16 protein-coding genes and 1 tRNA gene are annotated in these 18,450 nt (G+C 42.9%); 12 read left to right on the top strand and 5 right to left on the bottom strand.

The window, feature by feature from the left end:
• Nucleotides 1–11 precede the first annotated feature (11 nt).
• Entirely contained in the window at nucleotides 12–839 is an 828-nt protein-coding gene (gene purU / locus AC1RM2_RS09495) for a formyltetrahydrofolate deformylase (RefSeq protein WP_492984846.1), read from the bottom strand.
• Between the two features lie 130 nt (nucleotides 840–969).
• Between purU and AC1RM2_RS09490 the strand changes: the two genes are divergently transcribed.
• The gene (locus AC1RM2_RS09490; protein ID WP_492984845.1) at nucleotides 970–1,386 is read left to right on the top strand and encodes a hypothetical protein; all 417 of its coding nucleotides are present in this window, start codon (nucleotides 970–972) and stop codon (nucleotides 1,384–1,386) included.
• A 123-nt stretch (nucleotides 1,387–1,509) separates the two neighbouring features.
• Here AC1RM2_RS09490 and AC1RM2_RS09485 read toward each other — a convergent pair whose 3' ends face one another.
• A complete protein-coding gene (locus tag AC1RM2_RS09485) occupies nucleotides 1,510–1,872 on the bottom strand; it encodes a hypothetical protein (protein ID WP_492984843.1) in 363 nt (120 codons plus the stop codon).
• Between the two features lie 126 nt (nucleotides 1,873–1,998).
• Between AC1RM2_RS09485 and AC1RM2_RS09480 the strand changes: the two genes are divergently transcribed.
• Nucleotides 1,999–2,493, top strand: coding sequence for a TspO/MBR family protein (locus tag AC1RM2_RS09480; protein WP_492984841.1), 495 nt, complete (start codon nucleotides 1,999–2,001; stop codon nucleotides 2,491–2,493).
• 52 nt (nucleotides 2,494–2,545) lie between these two features.
• Complete coding sequence (locus AC1RM2_RS09475; protein ID WP_492984839.1) at nucleotides 2,546–3,079, top strand: hypothetical protein; 534 nt, start codon at nucleotides 2,546–2,548, stop codon at nucleotides 3,077–3,079.
• A 246-nt stretch (nucleotides 3,080–3,325) separates the two neighbouring features.
• Here AC1RM2_RS09475 and tamL read toward each other — a convergent pair whose 3' ends face one another.
• On the bottom strand, nucleotides 3,326–5,683 hold the full coding sequence (gene tamL / locus AC1RM2_RS09470; RefSeq protein WP_492984837.1) for a translocation and assembly module lipoprotein TamL: 2,358 nt from the start codon (nucleotides 5,681–5,683) through the stop codon (nucleotides 3,326–3,328).
• Here tamL and AC1RM2_RS09465 point away from each other — a divergent pair.
• From AC1RM2_RS09465 to AC1RM2_RS09455, 3 genes are all read left to right on the top strand, one after another.
• Complete coding sequence (locus AC1RM2_RS09465) at nucleotides 5,674–6,423, top strand: TrmH family RNA methyltransferase (protein WP_492984835.1); 750 nt, start codon at nucleotides 5,674–5,676, stop codon at nucleotides 6,421–6,423. The two genes, tamL and AC1RM2_RS09465, sit on opposite strands and share 10 nt — an antisense overlap.
• Before the next feature lie 50 nt (nucleotides 6,424–6,473).
• Nucleotides 6,474–6,544, top strand: a tRNA-Cys gene (locus tag AC1RM2_RS09460).
• A gap of 33 nt (nucleotides 6,545–6,577) precedes the next feature.
• Nucleotides 6,578–6,751 (top strand): spore protein, encoded by a 174-nt coding sequence (locus AC1RM2_RS09455; protein ID WP_090652361.1) that lies wholly within the window; start codon nucleotides 6,578–6,580, stop codon nucleotides 6,749–6,751.
• A 177-nt stretch (nucleotides 6,752–6,928) separates the two neighbouring features.
• Here AC1RM2_RS09455 and AC1RM2_RS09450 read toward each other — a convergent pair whose 3' ends face one another.
• Nucleotides 6,929–7,984 carry a quinone-dependent dihydroorotate dehydrogenase gene (locus tag AC1RM2_RS09450; RefSeq protein ID WP_492984833.1) on the bottom strand — a complete coding sequence of 352 codons (1,056 nt, stop codon included), beginning with the start codon at nucleotides 7,982–7,984 and terminating at the stop codon, nucleotides 6,929–6,931.
• Nucleotides 7,985–8,152: 168 nt separating this feature from the next.
• Here AC1RM2_RS09450 and AC1RM2_RS09445 point away from each other — a divergent pair, with 168 nt between their 5' ends.
• The 6 genes from AC1RM2_RS09445 (at nucleotide 8,153) to AC1RM2_RS09420 (ending at nucleotide 16,896) form a co-directional block, all read left to right on the top strand.
• Entirely contained in the window at nucleotides 8,153–8,923 is a 771-nt protein-coding gene (locus AC1RM2_RS09445) for an SGNH/GDSL hydrolase family protein (RefSeq protein WP_492984831.1), read from the top strand.
• Nucleotides 8,924–9,139: 216 nt separating this feature from the next.
• On the top strand, nucleotides 9,140–11,062 hold the full coding sequence (locus AC1RM2_RS09440; protein WP_492984830.1) for an ABC-F family ATP-binding cassette domain-containing protein: 1,923 nt from the start codon (nucleotides 9,140–9,142) through the stop codon (nucleotides 11,060–11,062).
• Nucleotides 11,063–11,182: 120 nt separating this feature from the next.
• Nucleotides 11,183–12,544 carry a type IX secretion system plug protein gene (locus AC1RM2_RS09435; RefSeq protein WP_492984828.1) on the top strand — a complete coding sequence of 454 codons (1,362 nt, stop codon included), beginning with the start codon at nucleotides 11,183–11,185 and terminating at the stop codon, nucleotides 12,542–12,544.
• A 73-nt stretch (nucleotides 12,545–12,617) separates the two neighbouring features.
• A complete protein-coding gene (locus tag AC1RM2_RS09430; RefSeq protein WP_492984826.1) occupies nucleotides 12,618–13,109 on the top strand; it encodes a hypothetical protein in 492 nt (163 codons plus the stop codon).
• Nucleotides 13,110–13,215: 106 nt separating this feature from the next.
• Nucleotides 13,216–15,648: a beta-galactosidase GalB gene (gene galB, locus AC1RM2_RS09425; RefSeq protein WP_492984824.1), complete on the top strand. Its 2,433-nt coding sequence runs from the start codon at nucleotides 13,216–13,218 to the stop codon at nucleotides 15,646–15,648.
• 150 nt (nucleotides 15,649–15,798) lie between these two features.
• Nucleotides 15,799–16,896, top strand: a complete 1,098-nt coding sequence (locus AC1RM2_RS09420) for an AI-2E family transporter (protein WP_492984822.1) — start codon at nucleotides 15,799–15,801, stop codon at nucleotides 16,894–16,896.
• 200 nt (nucleotides 16,897–17,096) lie between these two features.
• Here AC1RM2_RS09420 and AC1RM2_RS09415 read toward each other — a convergent pair whose 3' ends face one another.
• On the bottom strand, nucleotides 17,097–18,434 hold the full coding sequence (locus tag AC1RM2_RS09415; protein WP_492984821.1) for a M16 family metallopeptidase: 1,338 nt from the start codon (nucleotides 18,432–18,434) through the stop codon (nucleotides 17,097–17,099).
• Between the last annotated feature and the right edge of the window lie 16 nt (nucleotides 18,435–18,450).

Genomic DNA, 18,450 nt, shown 5'->3' with positions numbered 1-18,450 from the left:
ACAGGATGTGCTTATTCAAAAATAACAGTCTTGTTTTTTGATACGAAAACCCGGTCTTCAAATACCAGCTTGAGAGCCCTGGCCAGTACCGAGGTTTCAATTTCCTGGCCGGCTTTTACCATGGTTGCTGCTGTAAACGTATGGTTTACCGGTATAATTTGCTGGGCGATGATAGGCCCTTCGTCGAGCTCGTTTGAAACAAAGTGGGCGGTTGCACCAATTAGCTTTACGCCGCGCTCAAAAGCCTTGCGGTATGGGTTTGCGCCAATAAAGGCAGGTAAAAACGAGTGGTGGATATTGATGATGCGCATAGGGAACTTGCTGACAAAATTTGGCGACAGGATACGCATGTATTTGGCTAATACTACATAGTCGGGCGTGTACTGTTCAACAGTTTCAATTACCTTTTGTTCAAATTCTTCTTTGGTGCCTTCTTCATGGGATATGTGGTGAAAAGGCATATCAAAGCGTTCGCAAATATTTTGTAGTGTAGCATGGTTACCGATAACACATTGCACTGTTGCGCCCAATGTGTTAAAATAATTGCGAATAAGTATATCGGCAAGGCAGTGGTATTCTTTAGTTACCAGCACTACAACTTTTTTGCGGGGTAGAGGGTTTACCAGCACCATGGCGCCATCGGGTAGCAGTCGTTTTAATAGTTGCTCCAGTTGTGCACTTTCGGGGTTATCATCAACTTCAACCCGCATAAAAAATAAACCTTCGTTTTGATCCACGTGTTCGCGCATGGATACGATGTTTAAATGTTGTTTAGCCAATATGGCTGCTATGTAGGCAACCAGGCCCACCTGGTCTTTACATTGAATGACTATAATCATGGTTTAATGATACAAAGAATTTGCTGCAAAATAACATAAGTAGTTATATAAAATAATTTTTCGCAAAAAATTGTAATCTACTGTAGCAAAGCTTTAAATGCTTGCGTAATGCTTTATATAACCTAATAAAATGAGATACTTTATCCTGTTATTTGCCGCGCTGGCGCTTTGCAGCGTTAGTTCATGTAATAAAGATGGCTTGCCGGGCCCAACATCTACGCAAATAACAGGCAGTTGGCGGTGGGTAAAATCTGTTGGTGGTATTGGTGGGATTACCATTACGCCACAAAGTTCGGGTTACTCATTTACCCAGGTTTATGGTGCCGACAGTACCTTTAAAATGTATAAAAAAGATTCGCTTACCTTATCGGGTAAGTTTTCGATAATCAGGAATTATAAATATTCGGCTACCGAAACTTTTGACCTGTTGAAGATTAACAACCAAAACCCTACCGCTTTTATTATCCGCAACGATACCTTATTCCAAAACGATGTGTTCATTTCTGATGGCTTTAGCACCGTTTATGTAAGAATTAAGCCCGATTAAAGAAGTTTAAAAGTCATCCGGTTTGCCAGGGGGGCAAAATGCCGGCCCTGCAAGCAAGGCAAAATGATTGTTTTGCAGGCAGGGAGCTGGTTTGGCAGCAATGCCAGGCCAGCATGGCTTTTTTTACACTCCGTCCGGCACAAAATTTATTTCATGCCCGGCATCAAAAGCCACATACGCTCGTCGCCATGGCTGGTCATCAACCAGTTTCCACTTATGGGCGGTTCCGGTGGTATCCAGGGCAATCAGTATTTCGCCGGGACGCACAATGAAAGTTTCGCCTGGGCGGGTTTCAAACTCAAGGGTGCCTGATAAGGTTATCACATACTGCTCGGCAGGGGCATTGTGCCAATCTAAAAACGAGTGAGGCGGCGATTCCTGGAACCTGATGCTTGATGCCTGGTTAAAAAGGCCCTCGGCTACTGTGCCCATTTGTACATGCGAGTGCCCGTCGGCACCGGTATATAGCTTATAAGTTTTTATCATTGTGTTTTTGTCAGCTTTGGCAATTGCCGCTAAACTAAGGTATTTGTGACTTTTGAAATACCTGTTTGGATAATCGTATTGTAAATATTCGGCAAACTTATTGCATTTTTGATGGTTAAGTAAACGATGATCCCGGCTGTACCCAGAAAGTTTCAATTTTTTCCGTTCCTGATCAGTTTAGTAATTACACTGGCTATTGGCTTAGTGGCTTCGCTATTTACAAGGCCCGAGATTGCCGGCTGGTACAGCACACTTAAAAAACCGTCATTTGATCCACCGCCATGGCTGTTTGCGCCGGTGTGGACTGTGCTATACATTATGGTTGCTACAGCAGCCTACCTGGTGTGGAAACACCGCAGCCGTAAGCCTGTATACATCACAGCACGCAATATTTACTTTACACAACTCGCCCTGAACTTTTCGTGGTCGATGGTGTTTTTTGGTTTACACCAGGTAGGAGGTGCGCTTATTGTTATCATTTTGCTTTGGCTAACCATTATTTTAAACATCAACTGGTTTTACAAGTTTAGCAAGGCTGCGGGCCGGTTGTTATGGCCTTATTTGCTTTGGGTAAGTTTTGCCGCGGTACTTAATGCGGCTATTTATTTGCTGAATAAGTAGTGTAAAAAACACTATTTTTATTGCGTACATTTTACTGAAGGTTTATTGACAGATGAAAAAATTATTGCTTTTATTTTGCTTTGTTACGGCAGCCCACAGTTTTGTTTTTGCTGATGCCATAACCATAAACCATTTTGTAGTTAAAGAAAATCCCTTTGCCATTGACCAGGTGGCCATAGTAGCAACCGACACGGCTGGCGTAACGCAGGAGAAAGTGAATGGCCTGTTCACTTTTGTGATGAACGGGTTTGAATACCAGCTTAAATTTGAAAAAGGGGTTGCTTTTTACCGCCAAAAAATAGACCGGTCGACGTTTTTATATGCCAAGCACATGAACGAAACCGGCACCCACGCCATACTTTATTATATATACAAGCACGATAGCAAACTAAGCCCATGGCACATAAGTTGGGTGCTATTGGTTGCTATACCGCTGATATTGGTACTGCTGGCTTACATGTTTAAGCGGTTTATTATTATAGCAGTAATCATCTTTTGTATTTTCCTGTATTTTAATTACCACAACAACCTCAGCATTCCGACATTCTTTGAAAGCATAATTGACGGATTGAAGAATATGCTTTAAGGAGAGAGAGTTAAGGATCAAGAGATAGGAATCAAGACTTTTTTACAAAGGACTGAAGGCTTTAAGATTACATTACAAGCTGCTGTGCATCTGGTAATGTACTTTAAGTTTACCGAGAATGTTTACAATTTTAGGAGAAGGGACAGATTATTGGGGTTTTAGGCTATTGGAATCAGACATAGGTACAAATAGAATAACCAGCCAACCTCCCCAGTTCAATAATTCACTAAATCGATAATTCAATAATTAAAAAGGCAGCCCTATGCCGAAATTCAGCTGCATAAAATTGTAACTTTCGCCATAGTTTTGTTCGTAGCTGTTCTTGAACGACCCGCTGCGAAATAGCTCGTCGGTGTGTTTGAGCAATACCCATTGATCTGAACCGGTAAATTGTGGGTCTTTAAATTTAAAGGCCATATCTAACCGGAAAACAAAGAAACTTAAATCGAACCTTAAGCCGGTACCTATACCAATTGCAGTTGACTGCCAAAGTTTATCAAGCCTGAACTCGCCATCGGGGCTTTCGGATTTTTTTCCAAGGCGCCAAACATTGCCTGCGTCAGCAAAAAAAGCCCCTTTTAACTTTGCCCCAAAAAAATTGTTGATCAGTTTATAACGGTATTCGGCGTTGGCTACTAATTTAATTTCGCCAAACTGGTCAAGATATTTAAAACGTGTCCGGTTTGTGGCATCGGTGCCGTAATAAGTTGCTCTGTTAAAATTCCCGGGGCCCAGCGTACGTGGTAGCCAGGCGCGCATATCATTGGCACCACCGCCGTAAAAGTTTTTTTCAAATATCAGCTGGCTGCTGTTGCCATACGGCACCCCAATACCTGGGTTAATACGAAAAACAAGTTGCTTTTCGCCACCCAAGGTACGGTAAAAACGTATATCGCCCTCGGCTTTTGCGTATTGACTAAAAGTATAGCCTAAAAATTTGCGCTGTCCAGATGTATCCCGTGGTGTGTTGAAGGTATTGCTTAACAGACTCAGGAAATTACCGCCAACATCCAGACTTCCGCGAAAGTATAAAAAGTTATCGTAGGAGTTTAATTCGATAGCATTGTACTGAAACGTGTACTGGCTACCAGTTGTAAACACAGTTCGGCCTATTAAACTGATGTAAGCCTGCCTGTTATAAGCCAGCAAGCTGTCCATTGCCGCCGGGTCAATAACTCCTCTTGAAAACTCAATATTTATTGGTGTTATAGTATGCAGTTTACGGCCTGTTTCATAAAAGTCATAACTAATAGAGTTTACAAAACTTTGGCGGGTTACCAATCCTTTTTGATAAAACAAAGAGTAGTTGGTTGAGAAAGTAGTGTGCGGAACCCCATATTTTCCTAAAAGCGGGAAACTGAAAGGGGATATTATACGAGGATAAATAAGGTTTGCGCCGGCCCGGAGCTCCTGGTTTTGAATATTATCGTTATTGGTGGTATTTGAACCATTATCAAACAAAATACTCCAGTTGAGTTTTAACTGCAAAATGGCCGCCTGGTTAAATAGGTTTCGGTTGGTAAAAGTATTACCCACATTGTAACCGTACCTGCCGTTGGCAAACAGAAACTCGCCCTCTACCCGGTCTGAGTAATGTTTAAGCGGGATAATGTCAATTTTGGTATTCAGACGGTGCGTGCTATCGCCCAGTTTTTCATAAGTAGGGTTGGGTACGTTCCGGAAAACGTTTAACTCCGAGAGTCTGGTTGTAGTTAGGGCCTGTTTGTCGATATCAAATAATTGCCCCTTTTTTTGGAAGGTATAATCCGTTACTACCCGCGGTTTAAACCGATGAGAGAAATCAACATATCTGAATTGCGAATCGACCTGCAAGGTATCGGCTTTGCCGGTAGTTTTACCGTTACTGGCAGATATGGTTATCAGCGTATTATTAATTTTATAAACCGGGTGTTCTGTTTTACCTGCCGGGTTGTCAATCATCATTTTAATATCAACTACGCTGCTGTTAAAAGTTGAATCGTAGGTGAAATTAACATACTGGCGGTAAAAGTCAAAATAGCCGTTCCGTTTCATCAACAGGTAAAGTTCATCTCGGTCGTGCGCCAGGCTATCCATGTCAAAACGTCCTCCGGGTTGTATATGCGACATCCTGTTTCGGTTGATATGGTAAAGGTTGGCAATTTTTTTATCCGGAATGCTATCCACCAACTTACGGATGTGGAACATAGGGCCTTCTACTGTAGTAAAAACTATTTCGGCGCGTTGTTTTTTGATGATAACGCTATCGGTAACTTTTGCTTTTAAATAACCACGGTTCTGGACGAATTTTTCCATCTGGAAACGCGAATACTCAACCAGGTTGCTATCAAGTAAAGTAGGGGCCTCGCCTATGTTGCGTTTGCCATGGTTGCTAAACCAATAATAAAATTGCAGGTTAAGCTTGTTATTTGGCTGTTGTTCTTTATCAACATAATTTAACGCGGCTTCTTCAAATTGTTCATCAATGCCTTTTATGGTAATTTTACGCACCAGGGTTTGATTTTTGCTGATGCCACGGGTAAGGCTACAGCCCGAGCCGATTATGAGCAGTAAAATACTTAATATTGCAAGACGGTAACCAGCAGGTTTTTTGTATGCTTTCAAAATCACAAATCAGTTTATTAACATCCTTACAACATAAAAAATTTCGCAGGGAACATGGTTTTTTCCTGGTTGAAGGCTATAAATCAGTTGTTGAATTTACAGGTTCACGTTACCAGGTTGATACGGTATACCATACCGGCGCAATTGTCCCAAAAATGCTGAATTTATCCCGAAAAATAAACTTTCAGGAGATTTCGGTGAAGGATATCGAAAAAATCAGCACTTTGAAAACGCCGCAGGAGGTAATTGGTTTGGTTAAAATACCAATATGGCCAACTTTAAATTACGATAATCTTAAGCAAAGGTTTTCTTTAGTGCTGGATAATATACAGGACCCCGGCAATATGGGTACCATTATCCGCACCGCCGATTGGTTTGGTATTACCGATATTATATGCAGCGAAGACACGGTTGATGTGTACAATCCCAAAGTAGTACAGGCCACCATGGGCTCGCTGGCACGTGTAAATGTACATTATACAAACCTGGCGCAGGTTTTGCCACAAATTAAACTGCCCGTATTTGGAGCGATGCTGGATGGCGAAAATATTTATAACACAGGTTTTGGTACCGAAGGATTATTGGTGATGGGTAACGAGGGCAACGGGATAAGTGCTGATATTGAGCGGTTAATAACTACTAAAACAACCATACCGAGAGCGGGCCAGGCCGAGTCATTGAATGTGGCAATAGCCACTGCCATACTGTGTTCTGAAATAAAAAGAAATTCAATGAAATAAATATTGGCTTTGCAATAAATAAATTACTATTTTTGCAATCCTAAAATTAGGGTCGGGTGGCCGAGTGGCTAGGCAGAGGTCTGCAAAACCTTTTACAGCGGTTCGAATCCGCTCCCGACCTCAAGGGTATTAAAAACATTAAAATAACAACACCATGGGCGTTACACGTTTAAAAAGAAAAGATAGAAAAAACAAAACTACTTCACGTTTAGAAGTTCAGTTTTTAAAACTGGCTACTAACCTTGAGTACGGAAGCCGTTCTGCCGAGAAAAAGGGCAACCAGATCCAAAAAAACAACGAAGCTTTAGCTATCGCTGCCGGTAAATAATCTATCTGTTTTCAGGCGCCTGGCGCTTAAAAAGATCTTATAAATCCTGCTGGTTTCAGAAACCGGCGGGATTTTTTTATTGGTCTGAATCAGAATTTACAGGATTTTAGAATTAGCAGAATGAATGCTTTTCTGTGCCAGCTAAGTTTATTGAACTTTTAGGATTCTGAAAATCCTCTAATTCTGCAAATTCTGATTCAGAAGGCGCTTATTTATCCTCCCAATCAACCCCGGCCCTTCGTAAATAAAACCGGTATACAGCTGCACTAATGATGCGCCGGCATTTAGTTTTTCGATAGCATCATCGGCCGAGTGTATGCCGCCTACGCCAATTATCGGGAACGATCCGTTTGATTTTTTGTGAATATAGCTGATAACCTCGGTTGAGCGTTTGGTCAGCGGCATGCCGCTAAGTCCGCCCATTTCGTCTTTTAAGCTGGCTGGCGAGTTTAAATTATCCCTGCTGATGGTTGTATTGGTGGCTATAAGCCCTGCAATGCCGGTTTGCTGTACAATCTCTACAATGTCATCCAGCTGCGAATCTGTGAGGTCTGGCGCTATTTTGAGCAGGATAGGCCTGCTGATGCCGTTTTTTGAATTACGCTGTTGCAGGGTATTCAGCAGGTTCATTAAAGGTTCTTTTTCCTGTAGCTCGCGCAGGCCGGGCGTATTGGGCGAACTTACATTCACTACAAAATAATCAACCACATCAAAAAGGCGGTCAAAGCATTTGATATAGTCGCTTACGGCATCTTCGTTAGGGGTAACCTTATTTTTGCCAATGTTACCGCCTATGATCAGGCTCCGTTGCGCGCCTTTGGCATTTTTGCGGAAGGTGGCTATTCGTTCGGCAGCTACATCAACTCCAAAATTGTTAAAGCCCATACGGTTAATGAGCGCACCATCGGCCGGCAGGCGAAACATGCGTGGCTGCGGGTTGCCGGGCTGGGGCAGTGGGGTAACGGTACCAATCTCTACAAAGCCAAAACCTATGTTGGCCATTTCGCCCATCAGTTCGGCATTTTTATCAAAGCCGGCGGCAAGGCCAACGGGATTTTTAAATTTAAGGCCGAACACCTCACGCTCCAGTCGTGGGTTGTTTACATCCCATATGGCCCTGCTTAACGCGGCCCCACCCGGAAAACGGTTAAAGCGCTTTAAGTTGCGGGTTACAAAGTAATGTACTTTTTCGGGATCGAACTGGAACAGGATGGGTTTTAATAAAAAATACATGGCGCGAAGTTAACAAATACTGATAGCTGTATAAACCAGAATTTTATGAAAATTAAACCGGCAGCTTATATTAATAAGGCAAATGCTGGTACAAAATTTAACAAAGTTTAAAAAAGCCGGGTAAATCAGTAAATTCGGAAATCCAAAATCAAATCTATCAAACCATTTATGAATAATATTTTTAAACCCAATCGTCGTAATTTTTTAAAAACCGCATCGGTGGGTACCATCGCTGCAATGGGCTTGCCGCAGATAGTTTCGGCTGCATTAGCCAACACTAAACCATCAAGAAAAATCAGTTTCAATACCGGCGACGTGGTGCTTTTCCAGGGCGATTCCATTACCGATTGGGGCCGCGACCATAACAGTACCGAATTTAATACAACCAGTGCCTTAGGATCGGGTTACGCGCTCATCACCGCATCGCAGCTATTGCTTAAACACGCTGATAAAAACCTGAAAATTTATAACAAAGGGGTTAGCGGTAATAAAGTATACCAGTTAGCCGAACGCTGGGATACCGATTGCCTGGCCTTGAAGCCAAACGTTTTGAGCATCCACATTGGTGTAAACGATTTTTGGCATACCCTCACCAATGGTTACAAAGGCACTATCGATACCTATATTGCCGACTATAAAAAACTGATTGACCGCACCAAAGCTGCGCTGCCCGATATTAAAATTGTTATTTGCGAGCCCTTTGCCGAAAAAGGCGTTAAGGCGGTTGACGATAAATGGTACCCAACGTTTGATTTATTCCGCAAGGCAGCTAAGGATGTGGCCGAGCAATATGAGGCCGTTTTTGTACCCTACCAGTCGGCATTTGATAAAGCCGAGAAAATTGCCCCGGCCACCTACTGGAACCGCGACGGCGTACACCCCAGTGTAGCCGGCGAAGCCCTGATGGCTCAAACATGGCTTAAGGCCGTGGGAGCGTAATTATGAGGCGAAAGGTAAAAGGTTAAAGGCAAAAGGTTTTTTGGGAAAGGACTGAAGGTGATCTTTTTTTGACTAAGCCTTGAAAGGCCGTTCTCCTTTTACCTTATGAAGGAAAATATCATTTTTCTATCATCTTAATACCTTTCACCTTTTGCCTTTTACCTTTCACCTCGGGCCTGCCAAAATACGGCTCAAAAACCGTATCTTTGCGCCCAAATGATTGCTATAAATAACCTTACGTTTGAGATTGGTGCGCGGGCCCTTTATGATGAAGCCAACTGGCATATAAAACCTGGTGAAAAAATTGGTTTAATAGGTGCCAATGGAACAGGTAAAACTACCCTTCTGAAAATTATTGTAGGCGACTATAAACCTACATCGGGCACCATATCAATGGCTAAGGACCTTACTATGGGTTACCTTAACCAGGATTTGCTGTCATACTCATCTGATAAAAATATTGTGCATGTGGCCATGGAAGCTTTTGAGCGCCAAAACCAGCTGCACGATGAGATAGAAATTTTACTAAAAAAACTCGAAACCGATTATACCGAAGACCTGATTAACAAACTGAGCGATAAGCAACACGAGTTTGAAGCGCTTGACGGTTATAACATTGAATACAAAGCACACGAAATTTTAGCCGGTTTAGGCTTTACCGAAGCAGAATGCGAACGCAAGCTCAGCACCTTTTCGGGCGGATGGCGTATGCGGGTAATGCTGGCCAAAATCCTGTTACAGGCACCGGATATCCTTTTACTGGATGAGCCTACCAACCACCTTGACTTACCATCCATCCAGTGGCTTGAAGATTATTTGAAAGCTTTTAACGGCGCCATTATCATCGTATCGCACGATAGGTGGTTTTTGGATAAGGTTATTAACCGCACTGTTGAATCTCGTAAAGGTAAACTGAACGTTTACGCAGGTAACTATACTTTTTACCTGGAAGAAAAAGCATTACGTGCCGAAATTCAGCGTGGCGAGTTTAAAAACCAGCAATCAAAAATAAAACAGGAAGAGCGTTTAATTGAACGTTTCCGTGCTAAGGCATCCAAGGCAAAAATGGCGCAATCGCGTATCAAGATGCTGGATAAACTGGAACGTGTTGATGATGTTGATGATGATAACCCGGAGGTTAACTTCAGCTTCAAATTTAGCAGGCAATCTGGTCGCCACGTAAGTACTTTGGAGCATATCACCAAAAAATACCCGGCTATCGATATTTTAAATGATGCCGAAGCAATTATTGAAAAAGGTGATAAAATTGCGCTGATAGGAGCCAACGGTAAAGGTAAATCTACCTTGCTGCGTATTGTGGCAGGTGCTGATAAAGAGTTTGAAGGTACGGCTGTAACAGGCCATAACGTTACCCAGACATTTTTTGCACAGCATCAGTTGGAGAGCCTGCACCTGGAACACCAGATATTGCAGGAACTACAATCATTCGCGCCAAAACATACCGATACGGAGCTGCGCTCCATATTAGGTTCGTTTTTGTTTACCGGCGATGATGTTTTTAAAAAGATCAAGGTACTATCGGGCGGTGAAAAATCGCGTGTGGCTTTAGCTAAGGCACTTACAGCCGATGCAAACTTCCTGGTACTGGATGAGCCTACCAACCACCTGGATATGGCGTCTGTTAACATATTGATACAGGCGTTGCAACAGTATGAAGGTACTGTTATTGTAGTATCTCACGATAGGTATTTTCTGGATAATGTGGCTAATAAAATTTGGTTTATTGAGGACCAGAAAATTAAACAATACCCGGGCACTTACGCCGAGTATGATGAGTGGAATGCTAAACGCAAGTTAGATCCAAAAGCTGCCGCACCCGCACCTCAACCTAAAAAGGAAGAGAAAAAGCCCGAGCCCGCTAAACAACAGCACGGCGAAAATAAGCATCAGCAACTAAAAAAACTGAACCAGGACCTGGCCAAAATGGAAGAACAAATTGCCGCGCTTGATAAAACAGTGAAAGAGTTTGAAGCCAAATTGGCCGATACAAAAATATACACTGATAGCCAAAAGCTAAAAGAAACCAACGCTGCTTACAACCAAAAGCAGGCCGAGCTGAAACAAATTCAGCAAAAATGGGAAACTTTGGCTGAGCAGATATTGGAACTGGAAGCGTAAAAATAAACCAATATGTCATTGTGAGGCACGAAGCAATCGCGAACTATGCATATTCGAATTGCATGAGACGAGATTGCCACGCTACGCTCGCAATGACAAAATTTTAAAGTAAAACATTTTATGAAACCCGTCATTGCGAGGTACGAAGCAATCCCCAACTATACAGGGCAACCTTGCAAGGCCGCTTTGCATATCGGGGATTGCTTCGTACCTCGCAATGACGCCTGGTTTTTGAAGCTGGTTTACATATTCCTCTTCACCTTTCTCTCCCTCCAAACCTTTGCCCAATCCCCTTACGATAACAATGTTTACAACCCAGCCATTAAAAGTGTGGAGTTTAACGGCACAGGCAAGCAGCCGTTCCCGATTATAAACCTGGGCAGCGATGATAAAGTACTTTTGGCTTTTGATGACCTGCGTGGTGGTACCCGCAATTATAATTATACCATTGAACATTGTGATGCCAACTGGAACTCCTCAAACCTTTCGCCGGCCGAGTACCTGCAAAGCTTCCAGGACGATAGGTTTTATACTTTTAGCTACTCCATAGGTACGTTCCAAAAATATACCCATTACGAGCAGCATATCCCCAATGATAATATCGCCCCCAAAATATCCGGCAATTACGTCCTGAAGGTTTATGAGGATGGCGATCAATCCAAAATGATCCTTACCCGCCGTTTATACGTGGTGGGTCAAAAGGTTTCAATTGCGACCAATACGCTTGCATCGCCAAATACCCAAACCCGGCAAACCAATCAAAAGTTAAACTTCACTGTCGACTATGGCAGCCTCAGGGTGCAAAATCCATCCTATGATATCCGCGTTTTTGTGATGCAGAACGCCCGTACATCAACAGGTATTTTAAATACCCGGCCTACCAACATCCGCGGCACTTCGTTGGTTTATAATGATGTAGCTATTAACGATTTTCCGGGTCGTAATGAGTTCAGGCTGTTTGATCTGCGTACGCTTAAGCTCAATTCGCAGCGGGTGGCCAGGATTTATAAGGATACCGCCAACATAGTGGTGCTTATTGGCGATCCATGGCGCAATAACCCCAATTATGTACAGTACTTTGATAATAACGGGAAGTTTTATATCCTGAACCAGGACGGCAGCGATCCTCGTAACGACGCGGATTACGCCCGCGTATACTTTAGTCTGGCCGCAAATACTACGGGCGGCGACGGCACGCCATACATTGTAGGCATGTTTAACGATTATAAAATTGACGAGCGCAGTAAACTCACACGCGACGAAAACGGCCGTTACTACATTAACCTACTGCTTAAACAGGGCGTATATGATTATGAATATGTTTGGGTTGATAATGCTACCAAAAAAGCCGACGATGTACCCATTGAAGGCAGCCATTTTGAAACAGAAAACGATTACCAGCTACTGGTATACTATAGACCAGCTACGGCCCGTTGGGACGAGCTGGTAGGCTTTAGTATGGTGAATACGGTGAAGAAGTGAATTTTAAATCCACAACACGATTGCATTTATATAACAATTACGTATTTTAAACCACCTTTTTACAATTAAGATTATGCGCTCAAAATTTTTAATAGCCGTTTTAGCGACGATAAGTATTGCCGGTTGCAAAAAAAACAGCGGTTCTGTTGCAACCCGGGTTGAAGTTAACGTACAATCCCTCACGGGGACTAATTTGAGTGGACTAAACATACAATTATTGTCCGACGAAAAAAGAACGAACGGCAACAACATAGCTCAGTCACAAAGCAACGGTGCAGGTAAAATCGATTTTGATGTTGCTGCAGGTAAGACTTATTATTTGTACCATTATAATTCGGACGGCAAGGTGCTTACAGATATAAACTCTGTTTACATTGTAACCGGTCAATTCACCAGCCAGTTACAAATCAATAGTTCACCAACGCAAACGCCGGCGGCAAAAATTGGCGATGATATTCACCAGGACATTAACGGCGATGGCATTATTGATAAATATGATATGGTTATTAAAGTGACAGTTCCTAACGCAGGTACAACCCAGAGTGTAACCTTTATAGTAAATTGATTTAAATTAGATCCGGGCCATCGGCCACATGGCTGTTTTTCCTTTCAAATCCCACAATTATTTATAATTTAGTGTCGTAATTACATTTAATCCAATTACTGCCTATATGTACGTTATAAAATCATCCCCCAAGGCCATTAAGCTTAGTGGCCTGTTGCTTGTCGCGCTGTTTTTTAGTGCCAAAACCTTTGCCCAGCAAACCCGTCAAACACTTGATTTTGATAAAGGCTGGCGCTTTAACCTGGGCGAGGTAGCTAATGCCGAAAAGCCCGCCACCAGCGATGCCAAATGGCGCAGCCTTAACCTGCCCCATGACTGGAGCGTTGAAGGCAAATTCAGCAAGGATAATCCTGCAACACCCGAAGGCGGTGCACTGCCGGGCGGCATAGGCTGGTACCGTAAATCATTTACTGTTCCGGCATCATCAAAAGGCAAATTGGTATACATCGATTTTGACGGTGTTTACCAGAAAAGCAAAGTGTGGATTAACGGGCACCTGCTTGGTTTCAGGCCAAATGGTTATATCTCGTTCCGTTATGAGTTAACTCCGTACCTAAACTTTGGCGGTAATAACGTTATTGCTGTTAAGGTTGATAACTCGGTTCAGCCAAATTCGCGCTGGTATTCCGGTTCTGGTATTTACCGGAATGTGTGGCTGGTTACTACCGCTAAAACTGCTATTAACCATTGGGGTACTTTTGTAACCACTACCGATGTAAGTGCAGCATCGGCAAAAGTAAATATCAAAGTAAGCGTAAAAAATGGATCACCTTCTGCTGCGCTGGTTGTAAAAACTACGTTATATGATGCCCTTGGTAAAGCGGTTGCAGGCGGCGGAGCGATACCATCTAAAGCACAACTACAGGATACTGTATTTGAAACAAGCACTACCCTTGCAGTAAAAAATCCAAGCTTGTGGAGTGTTGATAAACCTTATTTATACAAAGCGGTTACGCAGGTATTATCCGGCAAAACCGTTATTGACGAGTATACTACCCCAGTGGGTATCCGTTATTTTAATTTCGATTTGGATAAAGGTTTCAGCCTGAATGGTAAAGCCATGAAAATTTTAGGCGTGTGCGATCATCATGACCTGGGCAGCCTTGGCGCGGCCATTAACACCCGTGCATTGGAGCGCCAGCTGCAAATTTTAAAGGCGATGGGTTGTAATGGTATCCGTACCTCGCACAATCCACCGGCGCCGGAGTTGCTTGACCTTTGCGATAAAATGGGTTTCATTGTAATGGATGAAGCTTTTGATTGCTGGGAATGGGAAAAAGTTAAATACGATTATCACCTGTTTTTTAAAGAATGGCATAAACGCGACTTAGAAGACCAGGTACTGCGCGACCGTAACCACCCCAGCGTAATGATATGGAGTATTGGTAACGAAATTCCGCAACAGCACGATACCACGGCTTTAAGGATAGCGCCGGAGCTTGCTGCCATTGTGCACAGCCTTGATACCACCCGCCCTATAACCGCTGCCAACAACAACCCGGATAAAAATAACAAGATCATTAGTTCGGGTGCGATAGATTTAGTGGGTTACAATTACCATGAAGGGGAGTACGCCGCTTTTCATGACCGCTACCCAGGTAAAAAATTCATAGCCACCGAGACAACATCCGGGCTGGAGACACGAGGATTTTACGAAATGCCATCAGATAGCATACGTGTATGGCCCGAAAAATGGGATAAACCATTTGAAAGAGAAGGTAATAACGTATCGGCTTATGACAACGTACGACCACCATGGGGATCGACCCACGAGATGACCTGGAAAGTGATGAAAAAATATGATTTCCTTTCGGGGATGTTCATCTGGACAGGTTTTGATTATTTAGGCGAACCTACACCATATAGCTGGCCGTCGCGGAGTTCGTACTTTGGTATTGTTGATTTGGCCGGTTTCCCTAAGGATGTGTACTACATGTATCAAAGCGAGTGGACAAACAAGCCGGTACTCCATATCTTCCCACACTGGAACTGGACTCCGGGTAAAATGATTGACGTTTGGGCTTATTACAACAATGCCGATGAAGTGGAGCTTTTCCTGAATGGCAAATCATTAGGCACCAAAAAGAAAACCGGCGACGACCTGCACATCATGTGGCGTGTAAAATATGAGCCAGGTACGCTGAAAGCCGTATCGCGCAAGGATGGCAAAGTGGTGTTAACCAAACTTATCCATACCGCCGGAGAACCAGCTAAGATCGAACTATCTGCAGATCGTAAGCTGATCAGAGCCGATGGAAAAGACCTGTCATTCATCACCGTAAAAATATTGGATAAAGACGGCAATGTGGTTCCCGATGCCGATAACCTTGTCGACTTTAAAATAAACGGTCCGGCCTTTGTTGCCAGCGTTGATAACGGTGATCCTGTTACACACGATTCCTTCAAGGTATCGTACCGTAAAGCTTTCCACGGCTTAGCACTGGCCATTGTACAGGCAAAGGAAAAAGCGGGCGCAGTTACATTTACAGCAACATCCAAAGGCTTACCTGCTGCTGCAATTACTTTGACTGCGAAGTAGCCAACGGTAATCTAAAAAACATTGATATGTCATTGCTTTTGTTAGACCAAAGGCAGTGACATTTTTATTTTAAATGCATAAAGATTTACTATCCCGTAAAACAATTGGGCATTTAACCCATTAATTGGTAATACTTTATTACCTTGTTTTATGCCTGCCAAAGAATACCCTTTTTTCCTCAAGAGCACCATTATCATGTTCGGGCTCATTTTATTGGTTTATATATTTTACCAGCTGGCCGATGTTTTTGTGCCGATAGCTTACGCCTTATTCATCGCCATTTTGTTGAACCCGGTTTGCAATTGGCTGGAAAAGAAAAAGGTACCTAAAGCGTTAGCTATTTCCATTACCTTGTTATTGGCATCCATAGCCATAGCCGGGTTGTTTTATTTTCTATCTACCCAAATAATCCAGTTTGGCGATTCACTGCCCGTGCTGAAGCAAAAATTTGCAACTATCTCGGCTTCGGCGCAATCATGGGTGGCAACAACTTTTGGTTATTCCATACAAAAACAAAATCTGCTCATTAAAGAGGCAATGAATAACAGCCAATCGCTATTGGGCAGTACCCTGGGTTCGGTATTAGGAATCTTTGGGTTGGTATTTATTATACCGGTTTATGTTTTCCTGGTACTGTATTATAAAACTTTACTGCTCAACTTTTTTTACGAAGTGTTTTCAGAGAAGAACTCCAAACAGGTAGCCGAAATATTAAAAGAAACCAAAACGGCTATTCAAAGCTACATCATAGGCTTACTGATAGAAATGATGATTGTGGCAGCCATGAATTCGCTTGCACTTATTCTGCTTGGCGTAAAATATGGGATATTGATTGGGGTTATAGGGGCTATCCTTAATCTTGTACCTTATTTAGGCGGTATTATCGCCATAGCCTTACCGGTATTAATGGCTACGGTTACCAAAGATGGCTACACCACGCAATTGGGGGTAATAGCGGCTTACCTTGTTATTCAGTTTATTGATAACAACATCCTGGTGCCACGCATTGTGTCCTCAAAAGTGCAGATCAATGCGCTCATGTCTATCATTGTTGTGTTACTGGGTAATATGTTATGGGGCCTTTCCGGCATGTTCCTGTCCATCCCCTTTATAGCGGTATTAAAAATTATTTTCGATAGGATAGATGGACTGAAACCATGGGGTAAACTCATCGGCGATACCGTCCCCACGCGACACAAAGGCGAAATATGGGGGAGGAGGAAGAAAGCAATTCTGCCTGTGGAGTAGTCATTTGCTGCGCGTCATTGGTCATTTCGCTTCGCTGTCATTGGTAGCTTCTTCAGGTTGCTGGTGATCCGGTGCATGGTTATAAAAAGCAAAAAGGACCGCAATAAAATTACGATCCCTTTTGCTTTACTGTATCAGTAACGCTTTCCTCGTCAGCCCTCTAATGACTAATGACAGCGAAGCGAAATGACGGCGTAGCCTTAGTGGCTTACACCATTTTCGCCTTTATTCAATGTCCCGTTGATATATAAAATCTGGTTTACTTTTTTGGGGTCGCCCTGGTATACCCAAACAATGTTGTTGATATAGGTTTTAAAGGCGTTGTTAACCTGTTCTACGGTTAATTTTTTAACATCATCAACCAAAGTTAATGAGCGTTTCCAGTTATCAAATAATACTTCGTTTGATGCTATGGATGATGCCTGGGCGCTGTTGGTTTCGTTTTTATAGTAAAAACCGGTTAGGTAGGTAACTTTCATATTGGCTACTTCTTCGGGTTTAAAGCCTTCTGTTTTTACTTTATCAACCAGCTTATCAAATACAGCTATATATTTATCCGGCTGGGTAGTTGATACCGAGAAGCGGGCGGTTGAAGTTTGCCCAACGCTAAACCAGGCCTGCGGCGCGTATGATAAACCGTTATTGGTGCGCACATCTAAAAAATGGCGGTTAGCAAAAATTCGCATGGCTACGTTAAAGGCGTCAAAATCTTCTGTACCAGGTATAGGGCCGCTGGTGATGCCTTCCACATAGTTGGTAGCCAAATCGCGTTGCTCCACATTAATGCTGTTTTTGTAAACTTTAAATGACGCTTTTTTGAAGGTAAAAGCAGGGCCTTTTTTAACACCATCCAGCATCGCTTTTACTTTAGCCTCGATAGTAGCCTGGTCCAGATCGGCCACTACAACAATCAGCAAGCGCGATTTGGTGAATATTGAGGTATAATAGGCCTTGGTTTCTTCGGGAGTTAATTTGGTCAGGATATCCACTGTACCCATAGGGTCTTTGGCGTAGTCGCGGTTTACAAAAGCGACTTTATCGGCAAGTTTATCAATGGCATTATCGGGCCTGGAATCGAGGCTTTTTAAATTGGTAATAGCATCCTGTTTAATACGGGCAAACTCCTTGGCATCAAAACGTGGCTGGGTCATGGCCTCAACATATAGCGGCCAAACCACATCCAAATCGCTTTTAATACAGTTCATGCGTACTACCGAAAAGTTTTTGTTGCTATAACCGTAAATGGTTGAGCTAACTTTATCCAGGATATCCTTAAATGCGTTTTTATCGTGCTTAACGGTACCGCATTCGGTCAGGGCATTCATCGCCATCGACTCGATACCCATTTTTTCGGCAGTATAATTTTGCACGCCGCCTTTAATAATGGTTTGTATCTCTACAATATCGTTGCCGCTTGGCTGTACAATTACCTTAACGCCATCAACCGAGGTTTCGTAAGCTGATTTTTGTGCCTGTACCGTTTTTATATTTCCTATCGCCGCTACAATCAGCAGGCCGAACATATATTTCTTCATCATGATAAGATCTTTTAAA

The sequence above is a fragment of the Mucilaginibacter sp. GW822-FHT03E02 genome (assembly GCF_058801545.1).
This window is presented reverse-complemented; position numbering and strand designations above follow the sequence as displayed.

Excerpts from the sequence above, each read along its gene's own strand:
- AC1RM2_RS09445 (WP_492984831.1), top strand. The coding sequence starts at position 8,153 with ATGAATAATATTTTTAAACCCAATCGTCGTAATTTTTTAAAAACCGCA.
- AC1RM2_RS09475 (WP_492984839.1), top strand. The coding sequence starts at position 2,546 with ATGAAAAAATTATTGCTTTTATTTTGCTTTGTTACGGCAGCCCACAGT.
- AC1RM2_RS09415 (WP_492984821.1), bottom strand. The coding sequence starts at position 18,434 with ATGATGAAGAAATATATGTTCGGCCTGCTGATTGTAGCGGCGATAGGA.
- galB (WP_492984824.1), top strand. The coding sequence starts at position 13,216 with ATGTACGTTATAAAATCATCCCCCAAGGCCATTAAGCTTAGTGGCCTG.
- AC1RM2_RS09430 (WP_492984826.1), top strand. The coding sequence starts at position 12,618 with ATGCGCTCAAAATTTTTAATAGCCGTTTTAGCGACGATAAGTATTGCC.
- AC1RM2_RS09455 (WP_090652361.1), top strand. The coding sequence starts at position 6,578 with ATGGGCGTTACACGTTTAAAAAGAAAAGATAGAAAAAACAAAACTACT.
- AC1RM2_RS09490 (WP_492984845.1), top strand. The coding sequence starts at position 970 with ATGAGATACTTTATCCTGTTATTTGCCGCGCTGGCGCTTTGCAGCGTT.
- AC1RM2_RS09465 (WP_492984835.1), top strand. The coding sequence starts at position 5,674 with ATGCTTTCAAAATCACAAATCAGTTTATTAACATCCTTACAACATAAA.
- AC1RM2_RS09450 (WP_492984833.1), bottom strand. The coding sequence starts at position 7,984 with ATGTATTTTTTATTAAAACCCATCCTGTTCCAGTTCGATCCCGAAAAA.
- AC1RM2_RS09420 (WP_492984822.1), top strand. The coding sequence starts at position 15,799 with ATGCCTGCCAAAGAATACCCTTTTTTCCTCAAGAGCACCATTATCATG.
- AC1RM2_RS09440 (WP_492984830.1), top strand. The coding sequence starts at position 9,140 with ATGATTGCTATAAATAACCTTACGTTTGAGATTGGTGCGCGGGCCCTT.
- purU (WP_492984846.1), bottom strand. The coding sequence starts at position 839 with ATGATTATAGTCATTCAATGTAAAGACCAGGTGGGCCTGGTTGCCTAC.
- AC1RM2_RS09485 (WP_492984843.1), bottom strand. The coding sequence starts at position 1,872 with ATGATAAAAACTTATAAGCTATATACCGGTGCCGACGGGCACTCGCAT.
- AC1RM2_RS09480 (WP_492984841.1), top strand. The coding sequence starts at position 1,999 with ATGATCCCGGCTGTACCCAGAAAGTTTCAATTTTTTCCGTTCCTGATC.
- AC1RM2_RS09435 (WP_492984828.1), top strand. The coding sequence starts at position 11,183 with ATGAAACCCGTCATTGCGAGGTACGAAGCAATCCCCAACTATACAGGG.